At 40.1% G+C, this 17,121-nt stretch carries 14 protein-coding genes, 1 tRNA gene and 1 other RNA gene; 2 read left to right on the plus strand and 14 right to left on the minus strand.

From position 1 onward, the window contains the following. Positions 1-17: 17 nt before the first annotated feature. From SP4011_RS07470 to SP4011_RS07480, 3 genes are read right to left on the minus strand one after another with little or no spacing between them, the layout of a single operon-like run. Positions 18-1,970: a fructose-specific PTS transporter subunit EIIC gene (locus SP4011_RS07470; RefSeq protein ID WP_338618586.1), complete on the minus strand. Its 1,953-nt coding sequence runs from the start codon at positions 1,968-1,970 to the stop codon at positions 18-20. After that, the gene (pfkB, locus tag SP4011_RS07475; RefSeq protein ID WP_338618587.1) at positions 1,967-2,878 is read right to left on the minus strand and encodes a 1-phosphofructokinase; all 912 of its coding nucleotides are present in this window, start codon (positions 2,876-2,878) and stop codon (positions 1,967-1,969) included. The genes SP4011_RS07470 and pfkB overlap by 4 nt, the downstream gene beginning before the upstream one ends. After that, positions 2,875-3,615 (minus strand): DeoR/GlpR family DNA-binding transcription regulator, encoded by a 741-nt coding sequence (locus tag SP4011_RS07480; protein WP_338618588.1) that lies wholly within the window; start codon positions 3,613-3,615, stop codon positions 2,875-2,877. Before SP4011_RS07480 ends, pfkB begins: the two co-directional genes overlap by 4 nt. A gap of 161 nt (positions 3,616-3,776) precedes the next feature. Between SP4011_RS07480 and SP4011_RS07485 the strand changes: the two genes are divergently transcribed. Next, positions 3,777-3,864: transfer RNA gene (locus SP4011_RS07485), tRNA-Ser, on the plus strand. A 78-nt stretch (positions 3,865-3,942) separates the two neighbouring features. On the opposite strand, the gene SP4011_RS07490 is transcribed toward SP4011_RS07485, so the two are convergent. The 3 genes from SP4011_RS07490 to cozE all read right to left on the minus strand — a co-directional run bounded on the left by SP4011_RS07490 (position 3,943) and on the right by cozE (position 7,922). After that, on the minus strand, positions 3,943-5,277 hold the full coding sequence (locus tag SP4011_RS07490; protein WP_338618589.1) for an Nramp family divalent metal transporter: 1,335 nt from the start codon (positions 5,275-5,277) through the stop codon (positions 3,943-3,945). Positions 5,278-5,950: 673 nt separating this feature from the next. Then, positions 5,951-6,298: a transfer-messenger RNA gene (gene ssrA / locus SP4011_RS07495) on the minus strand. A gap of 514 nt (positions 6,299-6,812) precedes the next feature. Continuing rightward, entirely contained in the window at positions 6,813-7,922 is a 1,110-nt protein-coding gene (gene cozE, locus SP4011_RS07500) for a cell elongation protein CozE (RefSeq protein WP_218764179.1), read from the minus strand. A gap of 102 nt (positions 7,923-8,024) precedes the next feature. On the opposite strand from cozE, the gene pbp3 reads away from it, so the two are divergent. Continuing rightward, positions 8,025-9,266 (plus strand): D-alanyl-D-alanine carboxypeptidase PBP3, encoded by a 1,242-nt coding sequence (gene pbp3 / locus SP4011_RS07505; RefSeq protein ID WP_338618590.1) that lies wholly within the window; start codon positions 8,025-8,027, stop codon positions 9,264-9,266. 83 nt (positions 9,267-9,349) lie between these two features. Here the strand turns inward: pbp3 and sufB are convergent, their stop codons facing one another. From sufB to SP4011_RS07545, 8 genes are all read right to left on the minus strand, one after another. After that, positions 9,350-10,762, minus strand: coding sequence for a Fe-S cluster assembly protein SufB (sufB, locus tag SP4011_RS07510; protein ID WP_000797046.1), 1,413 nt, complete (start codon positions 10,760-10,762; stop codon positions 9,350-9,352). Between the two features lie 57 nt (positions 10,763-10,819). Then, positions 10,820-11,260, minus strand: coding sequence for a Fe-S cluster assembly sulfur transfer protein SufU (sufU, locus tag SP4011_RS07515; protein ID WP_338618592.1), 441 nt, complete (start codon positions 11,258-11,260; stop codon positions 10,820-10,822). After that, positions 11,247-12,473: a cysteine desulfurase gene (locus SP4011_RS07520; protein ID WP_338618593.1), complete on the minus strand. Its 1,227-nt coding sequence runs from the start codon at positions 12,471-12,473 to the stop codon at positions 11,247-11,249. The genes sufU and SP4011_RS07520 overlap by 14 nt, the downstream gene beginning before the upstream one ends. Before the next feature lie 10 nt (positions 12,474-12,483). Next, positions 12,484-13,746 (minus strand): Fe-S cluster assembly protein SufD, encoded by a 1,263-nt coding sequence (sufD, locus tag SP4011_RS07525; RefSeq protein ID WP_173217563.1) that lies wholly within the window; start codon positions 13,744-13,746, stop codon positions 12,484-12,486. Positions 13,747-13,773: 27 nt separating this feature from the next. Continuing rightward, the gene (gene sufC, locus SP4011_RS07530) at positions 13,774-14,544 is read right to left on the minus strand and encodes a Fe-S cluster assembly ATPase SufC (RefSeq protein ID WP_000114489.1); all 771 of its coding nucleotides are present in this window, start codon (positions 14,542-14,544) and stop codon (positions 13,774-13,776) included. Positions 14,545-14,694: 150 nt separating this feature from the next. Continuing rightward, entirely contained in the window at positions 14,695-14,889 is a 195-nt protein-coding gene (locus tag SP4011_RS07535; protein WP_001041547.1) for a DUF3272 domain-containing protein, read from the minus strand. A gap of 27 nt (positions 14,890-14,916) precedes the next feature. Continuing rightward, positions 14,917-16,572 carry a DNA polymerase III subunit gamma/tau gene (gene dnaX / locus SP4011_RS07540; RefSeq protein WP_173217565.1) on the minus strand — a complete coding sequence of 552 codons (1,656 nt, stop codon included), beginning with the start codon at positions 16,570-16,572 and terminating at the stop codon, positions 14,917-14,919. Continuing rightward, positions 16,572-17,069: a GAF domain-containing protein gene (locus SP4011_RS07545; protein ID WP_120007857.1), complete on the minus strand. Its 498-nt coding sequence runs from the start codon at positions 17,067-17,069 to the stop codon at positions 16,572-16,574. Before SP4011_RS07545 ends, dnaX begins: the two co-directional genes overlap by 1 nt. Positions 17,070-17,121: the final 52 nt, after the last annotated feature.

The raw sequence follows: 17,121 nt of genomic DNA on the forward strand, positions 1-17,121 counted from the left end.
TTTCATTTTTCTATTTTTTATGCTTGGGGTTTGCGTAGGTAACCATAGACAACACCACTTACGATTGCTCCTACCAAGACAGAAACGAGGTAAAGGAGAGCATTTGAAGTAAGGGCAATCACGAAGATTCCTCCATGTGGCGCCATGAGTTTGATACCAGTAAGACCAACGAGTCCGCCTGCTACTGCAGAACCAAGGATGAAGCTTGGAATCGCACGAGCTGGGTCAGCGGCACCAAATGGAATAGCTCCCTCAGTGATGAATGACAAGCCCATGATAATATTTGTCAAGCCAGAGTTGCGTTCTTCCTTAGTAAATTTGTCTTTAAAGAGAAGTGTTGCGACAAAGATGGCAAGTGGTGGCACCATTCCTCCAGCCATAACTGCTGCCATGGCTACAGAACCACCTGAAGAAACAGTTGCTGCAAGTGTACCTGTACCAAAGACATAGGCAGCTTTGTTGACAGGTCCACCCATGTCAACAGCCATCATTCCACCAAGGACGATACCGAGAAGGACAGCTGAACCGCCTCCAAGACCGCCTAGGAAATCATTCATAGCAGTGTTGATCGCTGCCATTGGGATGTTAACAGCTAGCATGACAAATCCCGTCAAGATTGTTCCAAGAAGTGGCAAGAGAAGGATCGATTTAGCACCTTCGAGTGAACGAGGAACTTTAACGTATTTCTTAATAGCAAGAACTAAAGCACCTGCGATAAATCCACCAACAAGGGCACCTAGGAAACCAGATGAGACACCTGCAAGAGTTGAAGTTGCTTCACCACCTGCGGCATAAGGAATTTTACCAAAGGCAAAACCTTCTTTGGCAATAGCACCAGCTACGAAACCTGCTACCAAACCTGGTTTTTCAGCAATAGAGTAGGCAACATAACCTGCAAAGACTGGGAGCATCAAGCCAAAGGCTGCACCACCAATTTTCATGAACATAGAAGCTAGCTCATTGTAAGAACCAAGATTACCAAGGTTTTCATTTGGAACACCCAAAGCACCATCAATCAAGAAGGCAAGGGCAATCATGATACCACCACCGATAACAAATGGCAACATTTGGGATACGCCACTCATCAAGTGTTTGTAGAAGGCACCACCAAGGCTTTGTTTTTCGTTAGAGGCTGTTGCAGCTTTTGTTCCATTAGCAGCACGGTAGACTTCAGCATCTCCTGAAAGAGCCAAGTTAATTAACTCTTCTGTCTTACGGATACCGTCAGCAACTGGACGATTGATCAATGGTTTGCCATCGAAACGATCCATTTCAACTGCCTTGTCTGCCGCGATGATAACAGCTTTAGCCTTACGAATGTCTTCCGCAGTTAGTTGGTTACCAACACCGCTAGCACCGTTGGTTTCGACCTTAATGCCAACCCCCATTTCAGCAGCCACTTTTTGAAGGGCTTCTTGGGCCATGTAAGTGTGGGCAATACCTGTTGTACAAGCTGTAACAGCCACGATGAAGTCATCAGAATCATTTGCAGGAGCTTGAGCTGGTTCCTCAGATTTTTCTGAAGCTTGGTCAAAAAGTTCGATAACTTGGTCAGCTGATGTTACTTGACGAAGTTTGTCAGCAAAACCGTCTTTCATCAAGTATTGAGACAATTCTGCCAAGGCAGCCAAGTGAGTATCATTGGCACCTTCTGGAGCTGCAATCATGAAGAAGAGGTCAGTTGCTTGCCCATCTAAACTTTCATAGTCAACACCCTTGTTTGACTTAGCAAAGAGAACAGTCGCTTCTTTTACAGCAGCATTTTTGCTGTGAGGCATTGCGATTCCGTCACCCAAACCAGTGGAAGTCAAAGCTTCACGCGCCAAAATTCCTTCTTTAAAGGTTTCAAAATCTGTCACATAACCGTGGTCTGTCAAACTTTTAATCATCTCGTCGATGACAGCTGTTTTTTCAGTTGCCTGCAAATCCAGCAACATGATATCTTTTCTCAATAGGTCTTGAATTTTCATCGTTTTTCTACCTCAACTTTTTCATATGTTTCTTTAATAAATTCTGCTGTTGCCAAGTCATCTGAGAAGGTCGTTGCTGTTCCACAAGCAACTCCCCATTTGAAGGCTTCTACTGCGTCTTTTGATTTGACAAATTCACCTGTGAATCCGGCAACCATAGAATCACCAGCTCCGACTGAATTTTTCACTGTTCCTTTGATTGGTTTAGCGAAATAAGCTCCCTCAGATGTGACAAGAAGAGCACCGTCACCAGCCATAGAGATAATGACGTTTTGAGCACCCTTAACCAGTAACTCTCGAGCATATTTCTCAATTTGGTCCAAACTGTCAAGTTCAACCCCAAAGATAGCTCCAAGTTCATGATTGTTTGGTTTGACCAAAAGTGGCTGGTGGTCCAAACTATCAATCAAGGTCTGCCCTTCAAAGTCACAAATCACTTGCGCACCCGTCTGACGCGTCAAGGCAATCAAATCCTTGTAAATGACATTGCCCAGATTTTTAGCACTTGAACCCGCAAACACCACCGTATCTTCTGCTGTCAGACTAGATAAAATAGCTTTCAATTCTTCTAGCTGAGCTGGTTCCACATTTGGACCCGTTCCGTTGATTTCTGTTTCTTGGTCTGCTTTGATTTTAACATTGATACGAGTATCTTCTGCCACTTGGACAAAACGCGTCTCGATTTCTTCCTCTGCCAGAGTATCTGTGATAAATTTACCAGTAAAACCTCCGATAAATCCCGTCGCTGTATTTGGAATATCCAAACGTTTCAAGACACGACTGACATTGATTCCTTTCCCACCAGCAAACTTATCATCACTGTCCATACGATTGACACTACCGACTTGGACTTGGTCCAAGCGAACGATATAGTCAATGGATGGATTGAGTGTGACTGTATAAATCATACTTCTATTACCTCCGTTTTCTCCTTAATAACCTGCAAGAGCTCATGCCCTTTACTTGTGATAACAATAGCTCGTTTGAGTGGTGCTACCTTGGCAAAGCAAGTTTGTCCAATTTTTGACGAATCCACCAAGACATAGATCTGTTTGGCATTCTCCAAAATAGCTCTCTTCACAGCTCCCTCCTCCATATCTGGAGTCGTATAATAGCCATCGTCCACACCATTCATCCCTATAAAGGCACGGTCAAAGTGCAATTGGTTAATCTGGTTAAGAGCAACGCCCCCGATGCTAGCATCTGTCGCCATCTTGACACTTCCTCCAACCATGACCGTTGGAATCTGCTTTTCAACCAACTGTGCTGCATGGTGAATCGAGTTGGTTACTACAGTAATATTCTTATTAACCAATTCATGAATCAAAAAAGCAGTTGTTGTTCCAGCATCGATAAAGATGACATCTTGTTCCTTGATGAGAGAGGCTGCTTTCTGAGCTAACAACTTCTTCTCTTGAAGGTTTTTGACAGATTTTTCTTGAATGGTTTCTTCTTCCTGCAAGGAATGGGGCAATTCTGCTCCACCATGCACGCGACGAAGCTTGTTTTCCGCTTCCAACTCATCCAAGTCTCTTCGAACCGTTGATTCTGACGTTTCTAGCAAACTAACTAATTTCTCTAGAGAGACTACATGATGTTGATTCAACTCCTCTAAAATCAGTTGCTTCCGCTCTGTTTTTAACACTGAATCACCTCCTGTTATCGTTTACACTATTCATTCTATCACACTTTTTTTCAAAGTCAAGCATTTTTTATCATTTTCTTTCAAATTCTATCATTTTTCTTATTTCCAGAATTTTTATTGCAAGATAAGAGCCTTTATGGTAGACTATTTGAGTAAGTATTGGAAGATTACTCAAGAGGCTTAAGAGGCCGTGTTGGAAACGCGGTAGGCGTGTAACAGCGTGCGTGGGTTCGAATCCCATGTCTTCCGTTTATTTTAAAAAAGATACCCAAGAAATCTTGGGTATCTTTTTTCTTATATGCTTGTTTTATAACTCGGGTGAATTTCTTAGAAAATATCAAATAACAATTTCACATTGAGAATTGTTAAGATAATGGAAACGATATAGCCAAGGATGGTATTCCATTTGGCATTGGTAAATTCTCCCATCAGTGATTTCTTAGAAGTTAGATAAATCAGTGGGAAGATTGAAAATGGAAGAGCAATCGAAAGAAAGACTTGTGAATAAACCAATAACTGATCTAATGTTTTTTCCTGATGACCAAACAGAACCGCTACAATCATGACAGGCAACAAGGCAAAGAGACGAGTTGCCAAACGAATGAACCATTGAGGTAATCTCATATGCAAGAAACCTTCCATAACGATTTGTCCAGTCAAGGTACCCGTAATTGTCGAATTTTGACCACTGGCTAATAAAGCCAAGGCAAACAAGGTTGATAAGGTCGAGCTAGCTATAGCTCCTGCAATAGTAGAATCCTGCAAGGCATTATACATTTGAGAGAAGGCAGAAATCTCAGATGCATGGCCGAAAAAGAGAGCCGCCCCGAGAATTAATAGAAGGGAGTTAACCACAAAGGCCAAGGATAATTGGAGATTTGAATCCCAGGTCATAAAGCGCACGGCTTTTCGAACATCATTCTTGTCCTTGTGATTGATTTTCCGAGTTTGTGACAAGGAAGAATGCAAATAGAGGTTATGGGGCATAACCGTTGCTCCCACGATCCCTAGTGCCAAGGTTAATTGACTTTCATGCCCTGGCAAGGGACTTTCAAATAAGGTTGCATTCGGTAGATAACCCTCAACGATTCCTTGGAAGCTTGGATGTGACAAAGCTACCAGATAGGTAAAAATTGCTAGAATGGTTAAAATCAGTGTTGTCACAATAGCTTCAATCTTCTTAAAGCCAAATTTCATCAGAAGCAATAAGAGAAAAACATCCAACACGGTCAAGAGAATTGCTATCATAATCGGAATCTTAAAGAGAAGATTGAGAGCAATCGCTGAACCTAGAACTTCTGCCAGATCTGTCGCCATCAAGGCTAATTCTAAAATCACCCATAGACTATAACGAAGCCATTTAGGTGAATGATGAGCCGTTGCTTGAGCCAGGTCCATCTGGGTTACAATACCAAGCTTTCCTGCCACCTGCTGAAGTTGCATGGCAATGAGAGATGAAATCAAGATAACAAACAAGAGACTATACTTATAGGAAGCACCACCGACTACACTGGTAATCCAGTTTCCTGGATCCATATAACCAACTGCGACAAGAGCACCCGGACCTAAAAAGGCATTTAAATTTTGCCAGAAATGATTGTTATTTGGAGTATCGATAGATTGATTAATCTCAGAGAGTGACACTTTTTTATGAGAAGACATAGATACTTACCTCTTTCTAAACCTACTTTTTCATTATTTTCTATTAGAGAAAAATAAGATTGACTTTAAACTATTAAAACAATGAAAACTATATGAAAAACATTTAGTTTTTTCATTATTTTTCTTAAGGCACCTTAATATTTTTCTTAAGGCACCTTAATTATAACACAAAAATGAAAACTATATGAAAAACATTTAGTTTTTTCATTATTTTTCTTAAGGCACCTTAATATTTTTCTTAAGGCACCTTAATTATAACACAAAAATGAAAACTATATGAAAAACATTTAGTTTTTTCATTATTTTTCTTAAGGCACCTTAATATTTTTCTTAAGGCACCTTAATTATAACACAAAAATGAAAACTATATGAAAAACATTTAGTTTTTTCATTATTTTTCTTAAGGCACCTTAATATTTTTCTTAAGGCACCTTAATTATAACACAAAAATGAAAACTATATGAAAAACATTTAGTTTTTTCATTATTTTTCTTAAGGCACCTTAATTATAACAGAAAATATGATAAAAACTTAAGAAAATTCAGGACTTGATTTAATATTTAGGATACAACAAAATGTTGTATTCTTTTTTTGCAAAAGAATACCAAAGAATAAAATAAAAAACGTTGTAAAAACAACGTTTTAGAAAGATTTACAAAACAATGTAAATTATCAATGGAGCCGGTGGGAGTCGAACCCACGTCCAAACATCTGCTAACATATTTGTCTACAACCATAGGTTATGTATTCGTTTAACAGTCCCTCGACACATAACTCAAGCCTAGAAACCGCGAGTCTATCAATCTCTTATCAAGCCGCTAGACAAGACTTGATCGTATCTCGCTAATAATAAGACCTGTCATTGAACACGAGCAATCCAAATCGGGTCACGCCTGCTGGTTTTTAGGCAGCTAGAGCGTAAGAAGTGTTATTTTTTGCAGTTATATTTAACTGAGCGTTTACGTCGCCACACGAGTCGCAAAATATGCCTCATAATGCCTGTCGAATCCGTAACGACCCCAAAAGACAATAGAACCATTATACCTCATCTAACTCAAAAATGCAAAAAAGAAATCACTTACCTAAAAAAGATACTATTCGAGAAATTTAGCAAACTGGGAGACTAACTACAACTTTCTCAGTGCATAACTTTACGATTGTGAATAGAGCTTACGAAATCCAATTAACACATACCTAAGATGAAGCTATCTGTTTTGAAGAAATTCACGAAGAGAATTTTCTTACTCTCTTTGTTTCAATTCGTTTGCGTTTAAAAACTATAAAATCAATCCTTATATTATTCGGACTACTTTTTACTTGTTGTGCTAAAATAAATAGGTTTCATTCGAACTTTAATAGACTATGAAAACCAGTGGAACTTACCCTGACACGGAATTCCACTGGTTTTTTCGATTTTTATCAGATTAACTTCTACTATTTTTAGCTGTGAAAATTAGTTTAGGACTTTAACTTATTTTCAATCTTCTAATCTAAAGGCCACTTCCAGTAAAGAAAAATCAGGGTTCTCCTGACTTTTACTTAGCTAATTCTCTTTCTCGTTCTTTCATTATTTTATGATTTTCATACAAACGGGATAAGAACTTAGAAATTTCTTTTAAGATAGAATAGGTTGGCACTGCGACAATCATTCCAACTACACCATAGATATTGCTTGACAACAAAAGTAAAACCAAAATCGTGATTGGATGAACCTTCATAACACTTCCTACGATTCGAGGATATAAGATATTACCATCTACCTGCTGAACAACAAGCATATAAATCACTGCAATCAGCATTCTATGGGGATCAGTGAATATATTTGCGATGATCATAGGAATCAAGCCAATACTTGGTCCCACATAAGGAATTAAATTGGCTACACCAGAAAAAATAGCAAAAACTAAAGCATATTTTAAACCAATAATACTATAGCCAATATAAGCCAAACAACCTATAATGATTGCGTCAATCGAAACTCCACTAATATAGCGAGCAATCGTCGCATTTAAACTCTTTAATAAGCCTGCAATATGCAAGCGATCCCTCTTTAGAATCGTTCTTTCAAGCATGGGCAAGAATTTATGTCCATCTAGTAAGAAATAAACCAAAAAAACTGGAGTCATAATCAAAATCAAAACAGTACTGATAAGAGCTGACAAGACGCTCCCCACACTATTTGATACGCTATTTAGGATATTTTGAAGAATATCAACATAGGATAAGTTTAGTTGCTGAATTGTAGCTTCTACATCCAAATTCTGGAGTGCAGGATAATTAGATAAGTCTATGATTAAGTCTTGTACTCGACTATAAATAGTTTGACTAGATATAATCAAACTAGATAACTGATTAATCAAAATAGGTAAGAGATAGACAACACCTATGACCATTCCCCAGACCAAAGCACACAAGGTAATTAAAATACCAAGCAAACGATTGAGTTTACAGACTTTATTTAAGAAAGTAACAATAGGGTTTGTCAAATAATAAAGAAAGCCCCCTAATAAAAATGGAATCATAATTGTATTAAGCACGCTAACAAAAGGGTTAATCAAAGACCCCATCTGTCTCCATAGGTAAAAGATGATGGTTAAGAGTAAAATTTCTGTGGTCCAAAAAAATAATTTATTTCTACGAAACATGAGTTACCTCCCTCACTCTATTTTACCATATTTTCAAAAAGCTTAACGGATGAATTATTAAAGCAAGAATATTTTTTTTCTTTATGATAGAATAAAACTACTATGAAAAAAATATGTTTAACTTTATTAACTGTCTCCCTTTTAGGAGGCGCTTCTACTGTTGCTGCTCAAGATTTTAATATTGCTGCAAAACATGCCATTGCTGTTGAAGCAAATACTGGTAAAATACTTTATGAAAAAGATGCAACTCAGCCAGTCGAAATCGCTTCTATTACAAAATTGATTACGGTTTATCTTGTCTATGAAGCTTTGGAAAACGGAAGTATTACACTATCTACCCCAGTAGATATTTCAGATTATCCTTATCGATTGACAACAAACTCTGAAGCAAGTAATGTTCCTATGGAGGCTCGTAATTATACCGTCGAACAACTACTGGAAGCAACCCTCGTATCTAGCGCTAACAGCGCAGCCATTGCTCTAGCTGAGAAAATTGCTGGCTCAGAAAAAGATTTCGTCGACATGATGCGGGCAAAACTCTTGGAATGGGGAATCAAAGATGCCACGGTTGTCAATACAACTGGTCTGAACAACGAGACTCTAGGAGATAATATTTACCCAGGGTCTAATAAAGATGATGAAAATAAGCTCAGCGCTTATGATGTTGCTATCGTTGCTCGTAACCTCATCAAAAAGTACCCACAAGTCTTGGAAATCACCAAAAAACCTTCCTCTACTTTTGCTGGGATGACAATCACTTCAACCAACTACATGTTAGAAGGTATGCCTGCTTACCGTGGTGGTTTTGATGGGCTAAAAACAGGAACAACAGATAAGGCTGGAGAGTCTTTTGTTGGTACTACTGTCGAAAAAGGCATGAGAATCATCACAGTTGTTTTAAATGCAGACCATCAAGACAATAATCCCTACGCTCGGTTTACAGCTACATCTTCCCTAATGGATTATATTTCTTCTACATTTACACTTCGCAAAATCGTTCAACAAGGCGATGCCTATCAAGATAGCAAAGCCCCTGTACAAGATGGAAAAGAAGATACGGTAACTGCAGTGGCTCCAGAGGATATCTATCTAATCGAACGTGTTGGGAGTCAATCTTCCCAATCTGTTCAATTCACACCTAATTCCAAAGCAATCCCAGCACCACTTGAAGCTGGAACAGTGGTTGGACATCTGACTTACGAAGACAAGGACTTGATTGGTCAAGGTTACATCACCACAGAGCGCCCTAGTTTTGAAATGGTAGCAGAAAAGAAAATTGAAAAAGCCTTCTTCTTAAAAGTTTGGTGGAATCAGTTTATCCGATTTGTTAATGAGAAATTATAAAAAAATCGCGGTTTAAAATCGCGATTTTTTATTACAAATTCATCTTCAAAGTCCTTGATTTTGAGTATATCTAAAATCAAATTTTACCCAACTGATCCTTCCATCTCATAGCTAATCAAACGGTTAAGTTCAACTGCATATTCCATTGGAAGTTCTTTTGTAAAAGGCTCTACAAATCCCATAACAATCATTTCAGTTGCTTCTGATTCTGACAATCCACGGCTCATGAGGTAATAGAGTTGCTCTTCTGAAATCTTAGATACCTTAGCTTCGTGTTCCAAAGCGACTTGTGAGTTGTGGATTTCATTAAATGGAATGGTATCTGACGCTGATAAGTCATCCATGATAATAGTGTCACACTCGATGTGAGAAACAGATTTCTTAGAGTTCTTGTTAAAGGTGACTTGTCCACGGTAGTCAACCTTTCCTCCACCTTTAGCGATGGATTTAGACACGATAGACGAGCTTGTATGTGGAGCGTTGTGGATCATCTTAGCTCCAGTATCCTGGTGTTGCCCAGCATTAGCAAAGGCGATCGAAAGCATGGTTCCACGCGCCCCTTCTCCATCAAGGTAAACAGATGGGTATTTCATGGTTGTTTTGGCACCCAAGTTTCCATCAATCCACTCAACTGTCGCATCTTTCAAGGCTTTGGCACGTTTTGTTACCAAGTTATAAACGTTGTCAGACCAGTTTTGGATGGTTGTATAACGCATATAAGCTCCGTCCAAGGCAAAGATTTCTACGATGGCCGCATGCAAGCTGTTGCTTGAATAAGTTGGCGCTGTACAGCCCTCTACGTAGTGGACACTTGCTCCCTCATCAACGATAATCAAGGTACGTTCAAACTGACCTGTATTTTCGTTGTTGATACGGAAGTAAGTTTGAAGAGGAATATCTACCTTGACCCCTTTTGGTACGTAGATAAAGGTTCCACCTGACCATACTGCTGAGTTGAGGGCAGCCAACTTGTTATCTGTCGGCGGTACCAACTTAGCGAAGTATTGTTTAAACAAGTCTGGGTATTCTTTGAGAGCAGAATCCGTATCTGTAAAGATGATACCTAACTTCTCAAATTCTTCCTTCATGTTGTGGTAAACTACTTCTGACTCGTACTGGGCAGAGGCACCGGCTAGATAGGCACGCTCAGCTTCTGGAATTCCGATACGTTCAAAGGTTTCTTTAATTTTTTCAGGCACATCATCCCAAGAACGAGCTGGCTTATCAGATGGTTTTTGGTAGTAGATCAAGTCATCAAAATCAATCTCTGACAAGTCTGCTCCCCAAGTTTGCATGGGCATTTTTTTAAAGGTTTCATAAGACTTCAAACGGAACTCTAACATCCACTCAGGTTCTCCCTTGGCAGCTGATAGTTCACGAATGACATCTTCATTCAATCCTTTTCCTGTCGATAGGACAGGCTCTACATCATCATGGAAACCAAATTTATATTCACCAAGATCAATTGGTTTTGGTTCTACTCTTTCTTCAGCCATAATATCCTTTCTTTCATTCTTCATTTCTACTAATTCATAAGACAAAAGAAACTTGTCTTAGTTATTTTCTTGATTTTCAATTGTTTTCTTAAGGGCATTCCAAGCTAGAGTTGCACACTTGATTCGTTGAGGGAATTTGGCAACGCCTGACAAGAAGGATGCATCACCAAGTTGGTCTTGACGATCATCTTTTTGCCCTTGAACCATTTCAGAAAAAATGGTCGCCAGTTCTAAGATTTCTTGCTTGGTTTTTCCTAAAACTGCATCTGTCATCATACTAGCAGAGGCAGTTGAAATCGTACATCCTGAGTTTAGAAAAGCAATATCCTCCAAACGATCCTCTGCATCAAACTTGACAGAGAGATTGATGACATCTCCACAAGTCGGATTGTTGAGACTGATTTGCTCAGCATCTTCCAACTTCCCTTGGTGGTGTGGATTTTTCGAATGGTCTGCTACCACTGCCATATAAAGGCTATCTAGTTTAGAAAGTGCCATTGAAAAACTCCTTTGTCTTTTGTAAGGCATCAACTAGCTTGTCGCAATCTGCCTTGGTATTGTAGATATAAAAACTTGCACGAGCTGTTGCTGGAACATCCAAATACTGGAGCAAGGGTTGCGCACAGTGGTGACCCGCACGAACTGCCACACCTTCATAATCCAAAGCCGTTGCAAGGTCGTGAGGATGAAGGTCGCCTAGGTTAAAAGCAATGACACCTGAACGTTGAGCCAAGTCCTGTGAACCATAAATGGTCAGTCCTTCAATCGCCTGTAATTTCGGAAAGACATAGGCAATCAATTCCTGTTCATGAGCTTCAATGGCATCCATACCAATCGTTTCCAGATAATCAACTGCCGCAGCAAGTCCGATTGCACCTGCCATATTGGGAGTTCCTGCCTCGAATTTCCAAGGTAATTCCTTCCAACTAGCAGATTGCTCATAGACAAAATCAATCATCTCACCGCCAAATTCAAGGGGTGACATTTGTTCTAAATACTTCTCTTTTCCGTACAGAACACCGATACCTGTCGGGCCAGCCATCTTGTGACCTGAAAAGGCAAAAAAGTCCACATCCAAGTCCTGAACATCAATCTTCATATGAGGGGTAGATTGAGCACCGTCCACCACCATGATGGCACCAACTTGGTGGGCCAATTGAGTGATTTCTTTGATTGGATTGACCACACCAAGAACATTTGAGGCGTGAGCAAGGGAGACAAACTTGACTCTATCAGTCAATTTAGCTCGCAAATCATCCATATCCAGAGCTCCATCCTTGAGATAGACATAAACAAGCTCTGCTCCAGTCTTGCGACAGGCTTCTTGCCATGGAATGATATTGGAATGGTGTTCCATGACAGAAATCAAGACTTGGTCACCCTCAGTTAAGATTTCCTCTGCAAAGCGTGCCACCCAGTTAAGGCTGGTTGTCGTTCCTCTAGTAAAGAGAACTTCTTTTGTCGAACCTGCATTGATGAACTTACGAATGCTTTCACGAGCGGCTTCATAAGATGCTGTCGCTCGTTCTGCCAAAGTATGAACACCACGGTGAACATTGGCATTGTCCTGCTCATAGTAGCGGTTGATTGTTTCCAGAACTGCTAGTGGTTTTTGTGTCGTCGCAGCATTGTCCAGATAGACCAGAGGTTCATCGTTGACAATCTGGTCTAAAATTGGAAAATCCTTGCGAATCACTTCTACATCTAACATAGGCTACCCCTTAGCGTTTTGACAATTTTTCTTCGATAGTTGCAATCATTTCATCACGAACTTCCTTGACTGGAATCTCAACGATAACGGAGCCAAGGAAACCACGGACAACCAAACGTTCTGCAGTTGCCTTATCTAAACCACGGCTCATGAGGTAGTACATGTCTTCTGGATCCACCTGACCGATAGAAGCTGCGTGACCTGCAGTAACATCATTTTCATCAATCAATAGAATTGGGTTAGCATCTGAACGAGCCTGGTCAGAAAGCATGAGAACACGGCTCTCTTGTTGCGCATCTGCTCCCTTGGCACCCTTGATGATGTGGCCGATACCATTGAAAGTCAAAGTTGCTTTTTCAAGAATAACCCCATGTTGAAGGATATTTCCGATTGAGTTACAACCATAGTTAGTCACTCGAGTATCAATCCCTTGTACCTGACGACCACTTGAAAGAGCTACAACTTTCAGGTCAGCATGGCTACCGTTACCAATCAAATCGCTATCAAAGTCCGCAACGACGTTCCCTTCGTTCATAACACCAATCGCCCAGTCAATGCTTGCATCGTTGCCTAATTTACCACGACGGCTAATGTAAGCAGTAACATTTTCACCTAGACGATCAATGGCGGCAAACTTCACCTGAGCACCAGAACGTGCAATTACTTCTACTGTGATATTAGCAGTTGCTTTGGCACTTCCTTCACCGCGTGACTCTAAACGCTCCAGATAACTAATCTTAGAATTTTTACCAGCGATAATCATAATATGCTTGTTAAACGGCACATCGCTATCGCTGTCTTGATAGAAAATTCCTTCGATTGGTTCAACAATTTCCACGTTATCAGGAATATAGAGAACAGCACCACTGTTAAAGTAAGCTGTGTGGTAGGCCGCCAACTTGTCATCGTCATACTTAACAGATGACATGAAGAATTCTTCGATCAGCTCGGGAATTTCTTCTAAAGCTGAGTGGAAGTCTGTAAAGATAACACCCTGTTCAGCCAATTCAACTGGAATTTGCTCAAAAACAGTTTGGGTTCCTACTTGCACCAACTTCAAGTGGTTATCTAGTGCAGTGAAATCTGGAACATTTGCTGATGGCTCACTTTCTGTAATCGTTCCATCACCCAGATTCCAACGGTGAAATTTCACACGCTCAATAACTGGTAATTCCAAAGTCTCAATCTTGTCAAAAGCTTTTTGACGGAGATCAGCCAACCAGCTTGGTTCAGCGTGCATTTCTGAAAAAAGTTTAATATTTTCTTTAGTCATTTACTTCTCCTAAAAGATACGAGGGAATTACAATTCTTCCTTGTAGTCGTAGCCAAGTTCTTCAGCTAGTTTTGCGTATCCTTCACGTTCCAAACGCGCAGCCAATTCTGGACCACCTGAAAGGACAACACGACCTTCCATCATCACATGTACCACGTCTGGTGTGATGTAGTTCAAAAGACGTTGGTAGTGAGTGATAATCATAGCACCAAAGCCTTCACCACGCATAGCATTCACACCTTTAGAAACAACTTTAAGAGCGTCAATATCAAGACCAGAGTCAATCTCATCCAAAAGGGCGAAAGTTGGTTCCAACATCAAAAGTTGAAGAATTTCATTACGTTTTTTCTCACCACCAGAGAAACCTTCGTTGAGGTAACGCTCTGCCATTTCTTCTTTCATGTTGAGCAATTCCATTTTTTCATCTAGCTTAGTAATAAACTCGCGAACTGAAATCTTCTCATCGTCTTCTTTACCAGCATTCATGGCTGCACGAAGAAACTCAGCGTTGGTAATTCCAGGAATTTCTGATGGGTATTGCATAGCAAGGAAAAGTCCCATACGCGCACGCTCATCCACTTCCAACTCAAGGATGTTTACGCCATCAAACAAAACTTCACCTTTGGTCACTTCATAGTTAGGATTTCCCATGATAGCGGCAGAAAGAGTCGATTTACCAGTACCATTTGGCCCCATGATAGCGGCGATTTCACCTGTTTTCAGGGTCAGGTTAACCCCTTTTAAAATTTCTTTTCCTTCAATCTCAACGTGAAGATCTTTGATCTCTAATACTGACATGATAGTTCCTTTCTTTTTCAAGGCCTTTACAGTGCTTACTAGAAACATACTTGATTTCCCTAGAAAATACGGTAAAAGGTCAATAAATATACTTTTATAGTATAACAAAAAAAAGCCTAAAAGGCTTTGATTTTGTCTGGAAGCTGAGGGCTAGTCTTTCCTATTAAAATGCTGATCGATGACATCAACGATTTTGCCCATCACATAACTGACTCGGAAATTTCTGAAGAGTAAAATTGCCCAAAAGGCTGCCATAATATAGCGACCAGTCATCCAGGCTTCATTGAAAAAATAGGTTTCAGCAGCTGTAAACAGCGCCATAATAATAAATTGTTGTTTATTCATAAACTTATTGTATCATGAAATCTTTCTTTAGTCTTCCTCTACCTTCACTTTATCAGCCAAAAATTCAAATCCTTCTGGAATCAGGCTTTCTTCTGCTTCTTTTTCAGTTTGAGAAGATTTGGCTTTGGCTGAAAAGGCTGCGCGAACTTCTTTCCATTCCTCCATGGAAATGGCTAAAATCTCAGGTGAAAAACCTGCTGCCTGACTGAGGATGTTGCCAAACATGGTGTTGAGATTATCCCGTTTCATGGTTTGACCAGCATTGAAGTTAGACTCAAAAGCAAGAATAGCATGGTGTTCATTGGCCGCAACCGGTTGAGAACCAACTAGCAAAGCTTTGTCCGGCCCACCAAGACTTTCAATCACCTCTCCCCAGGCATTCTGCAAACGAATCAGATTTTGACGTGCTAAATCAGGATTTTCGACAGCCTCTTGTAAGATAGATTGAACTTTATTGCGATCCACACGATAGACGGTCTTGCCTGTTGCTGGGCGACTAGGAGTTGGACTAGTTGGCTTGGGCGCAGTTCCCACATTGGCGAGTTCTTGTTTGAGACGTGTCACTTCCTGTCTCAGCGAAGCAATTTCATTTTCAACCGCTCCTGAAAGAGATGGCTCAGGCTTAATCTCCGCCAAACGGATGGTCATCATCTCAGCATAAATCTTGGGCTGCAAACTAGACTTAATATCTGCTAAACTGATTGTCGCTAAGCGAATCATTTCAAACAGATTTTCTTGAGGAAGATCCAAATTCTCCACAAAGACTGGACTATGATGAATGTTTTCTCCACCTGTTTGAACAATTAACAAATCTCTTAAATAGTGCAAAAGGTCGGTCACAAAACGAGTCATGCTCTTACCATTATCAAAAAGAAGATTTAAGCAAGACAAGGCCTTGGTAACATCCTGTTGAGACAAGGCAGCCACATAATCATCCAAGGCTGATAGGCTAATGGTGCCAGTAATTTCTTCAGAGATGGCAGTCGTCAATTCATTTCCCTGTGTCAAACTCAGAGCTTGATCCAAAATAGACAAGGCATCCCGCATTCCACCTTCCGCCTGTCTGGCAATGATTTCCACAGCCTCTGGTTCAGAACTAATATTTTCTTTTTCTAAGATATAGTGGATATGTTCCTTAATATCCTGTGTCTTAATTGATTTAAATTCAAAACGTTGCACACGGGATAGAATAGTCGCAGGAATCTTGTGCAATTCAGTAGTGGCCAAAATAAAGACTACATTCTGTGTTGGCTCTTCCAGCGTCTTTAGGAGGGCATTAAAAGCCCCTGTAGACAGCATGTGAACCTCGTCTATGATATAAACCTTATAACGAGCAAGACTAGGGGCATAGGTAGATTTATCACGAATTTCACGGATTTCATCCACCCCATTATTAGAGGCCGCATCCATTTCAATGACATCTTCTAAACTACCATCCGTCACTGCCTGACAAATATAGCAGTTATTGCAAGGTTCGCCACCCACTTGATTGGGACAGTTCATAGCCTTAGCAAAAATCTTAGCTACACTGGTTTTTCCTGTTCCCCGTGGACCAGAAAAAAGATAGGCATGACTTATTTTCTCTTGCTCTACTGCTTGTTTAAGAGTCTTAGCCACAACTTCTTGACCAACCAACTGGGAGAAGTTTTGACTTCTATATTTTCGATAAAGTGCTTGATACATTAAGATTTTTCCTCAAACATTGTAAAGTCCCATTCCGTCTTTTCAAGCAAAATCGCGACAAATTGTTCCAAATAATCTCGATCCATAGCATCGTAATCCTCAATCTCTGAAGAATCCAGATCCAGAACTCCAAGTAACTGACCATTCTTCATCATCGGCACCACAATTTCACTTTTAGCTAGACTGTCACAAGAAATATAGTTGGGATAGGTCGTCACATCTCCAACAATAACAGTTTCCTGAAAGTGAGCTGCCTCACCACAAACACCCTTGCCTAGTGCAATACGGATGCAGGAAACACCTCCTTGGAAGGGACCTAAAACCAATTCCTTTCCATCGAACAAATAAAAACCTGCAAATACGGTATTAGGAAAACGTGATTTTATGAGAGCACTGGCGTTGGAAAGATTAGCCAAAACATTGGTTTCGCCTTCCAATAGGAAGGACAATTCTTCATTTAACATTTGATAACGTGATTGTTTTTCTGATTTTAACATAGAACTATTATATCAAAAAAGGAGCCGAGACAAAAGAAAAATCCCTTGTTTA

This window comes from Streptococcus parapneumoniae (assembly GCF_037076355.1).
In the GTDB taxonomy this organism is placed as follows: Bacteria; Bacillota; Bacilli; order Lactobacillales; family Streptococcaceae; genus Streptococcus; species Streptococcus parapneumoniae.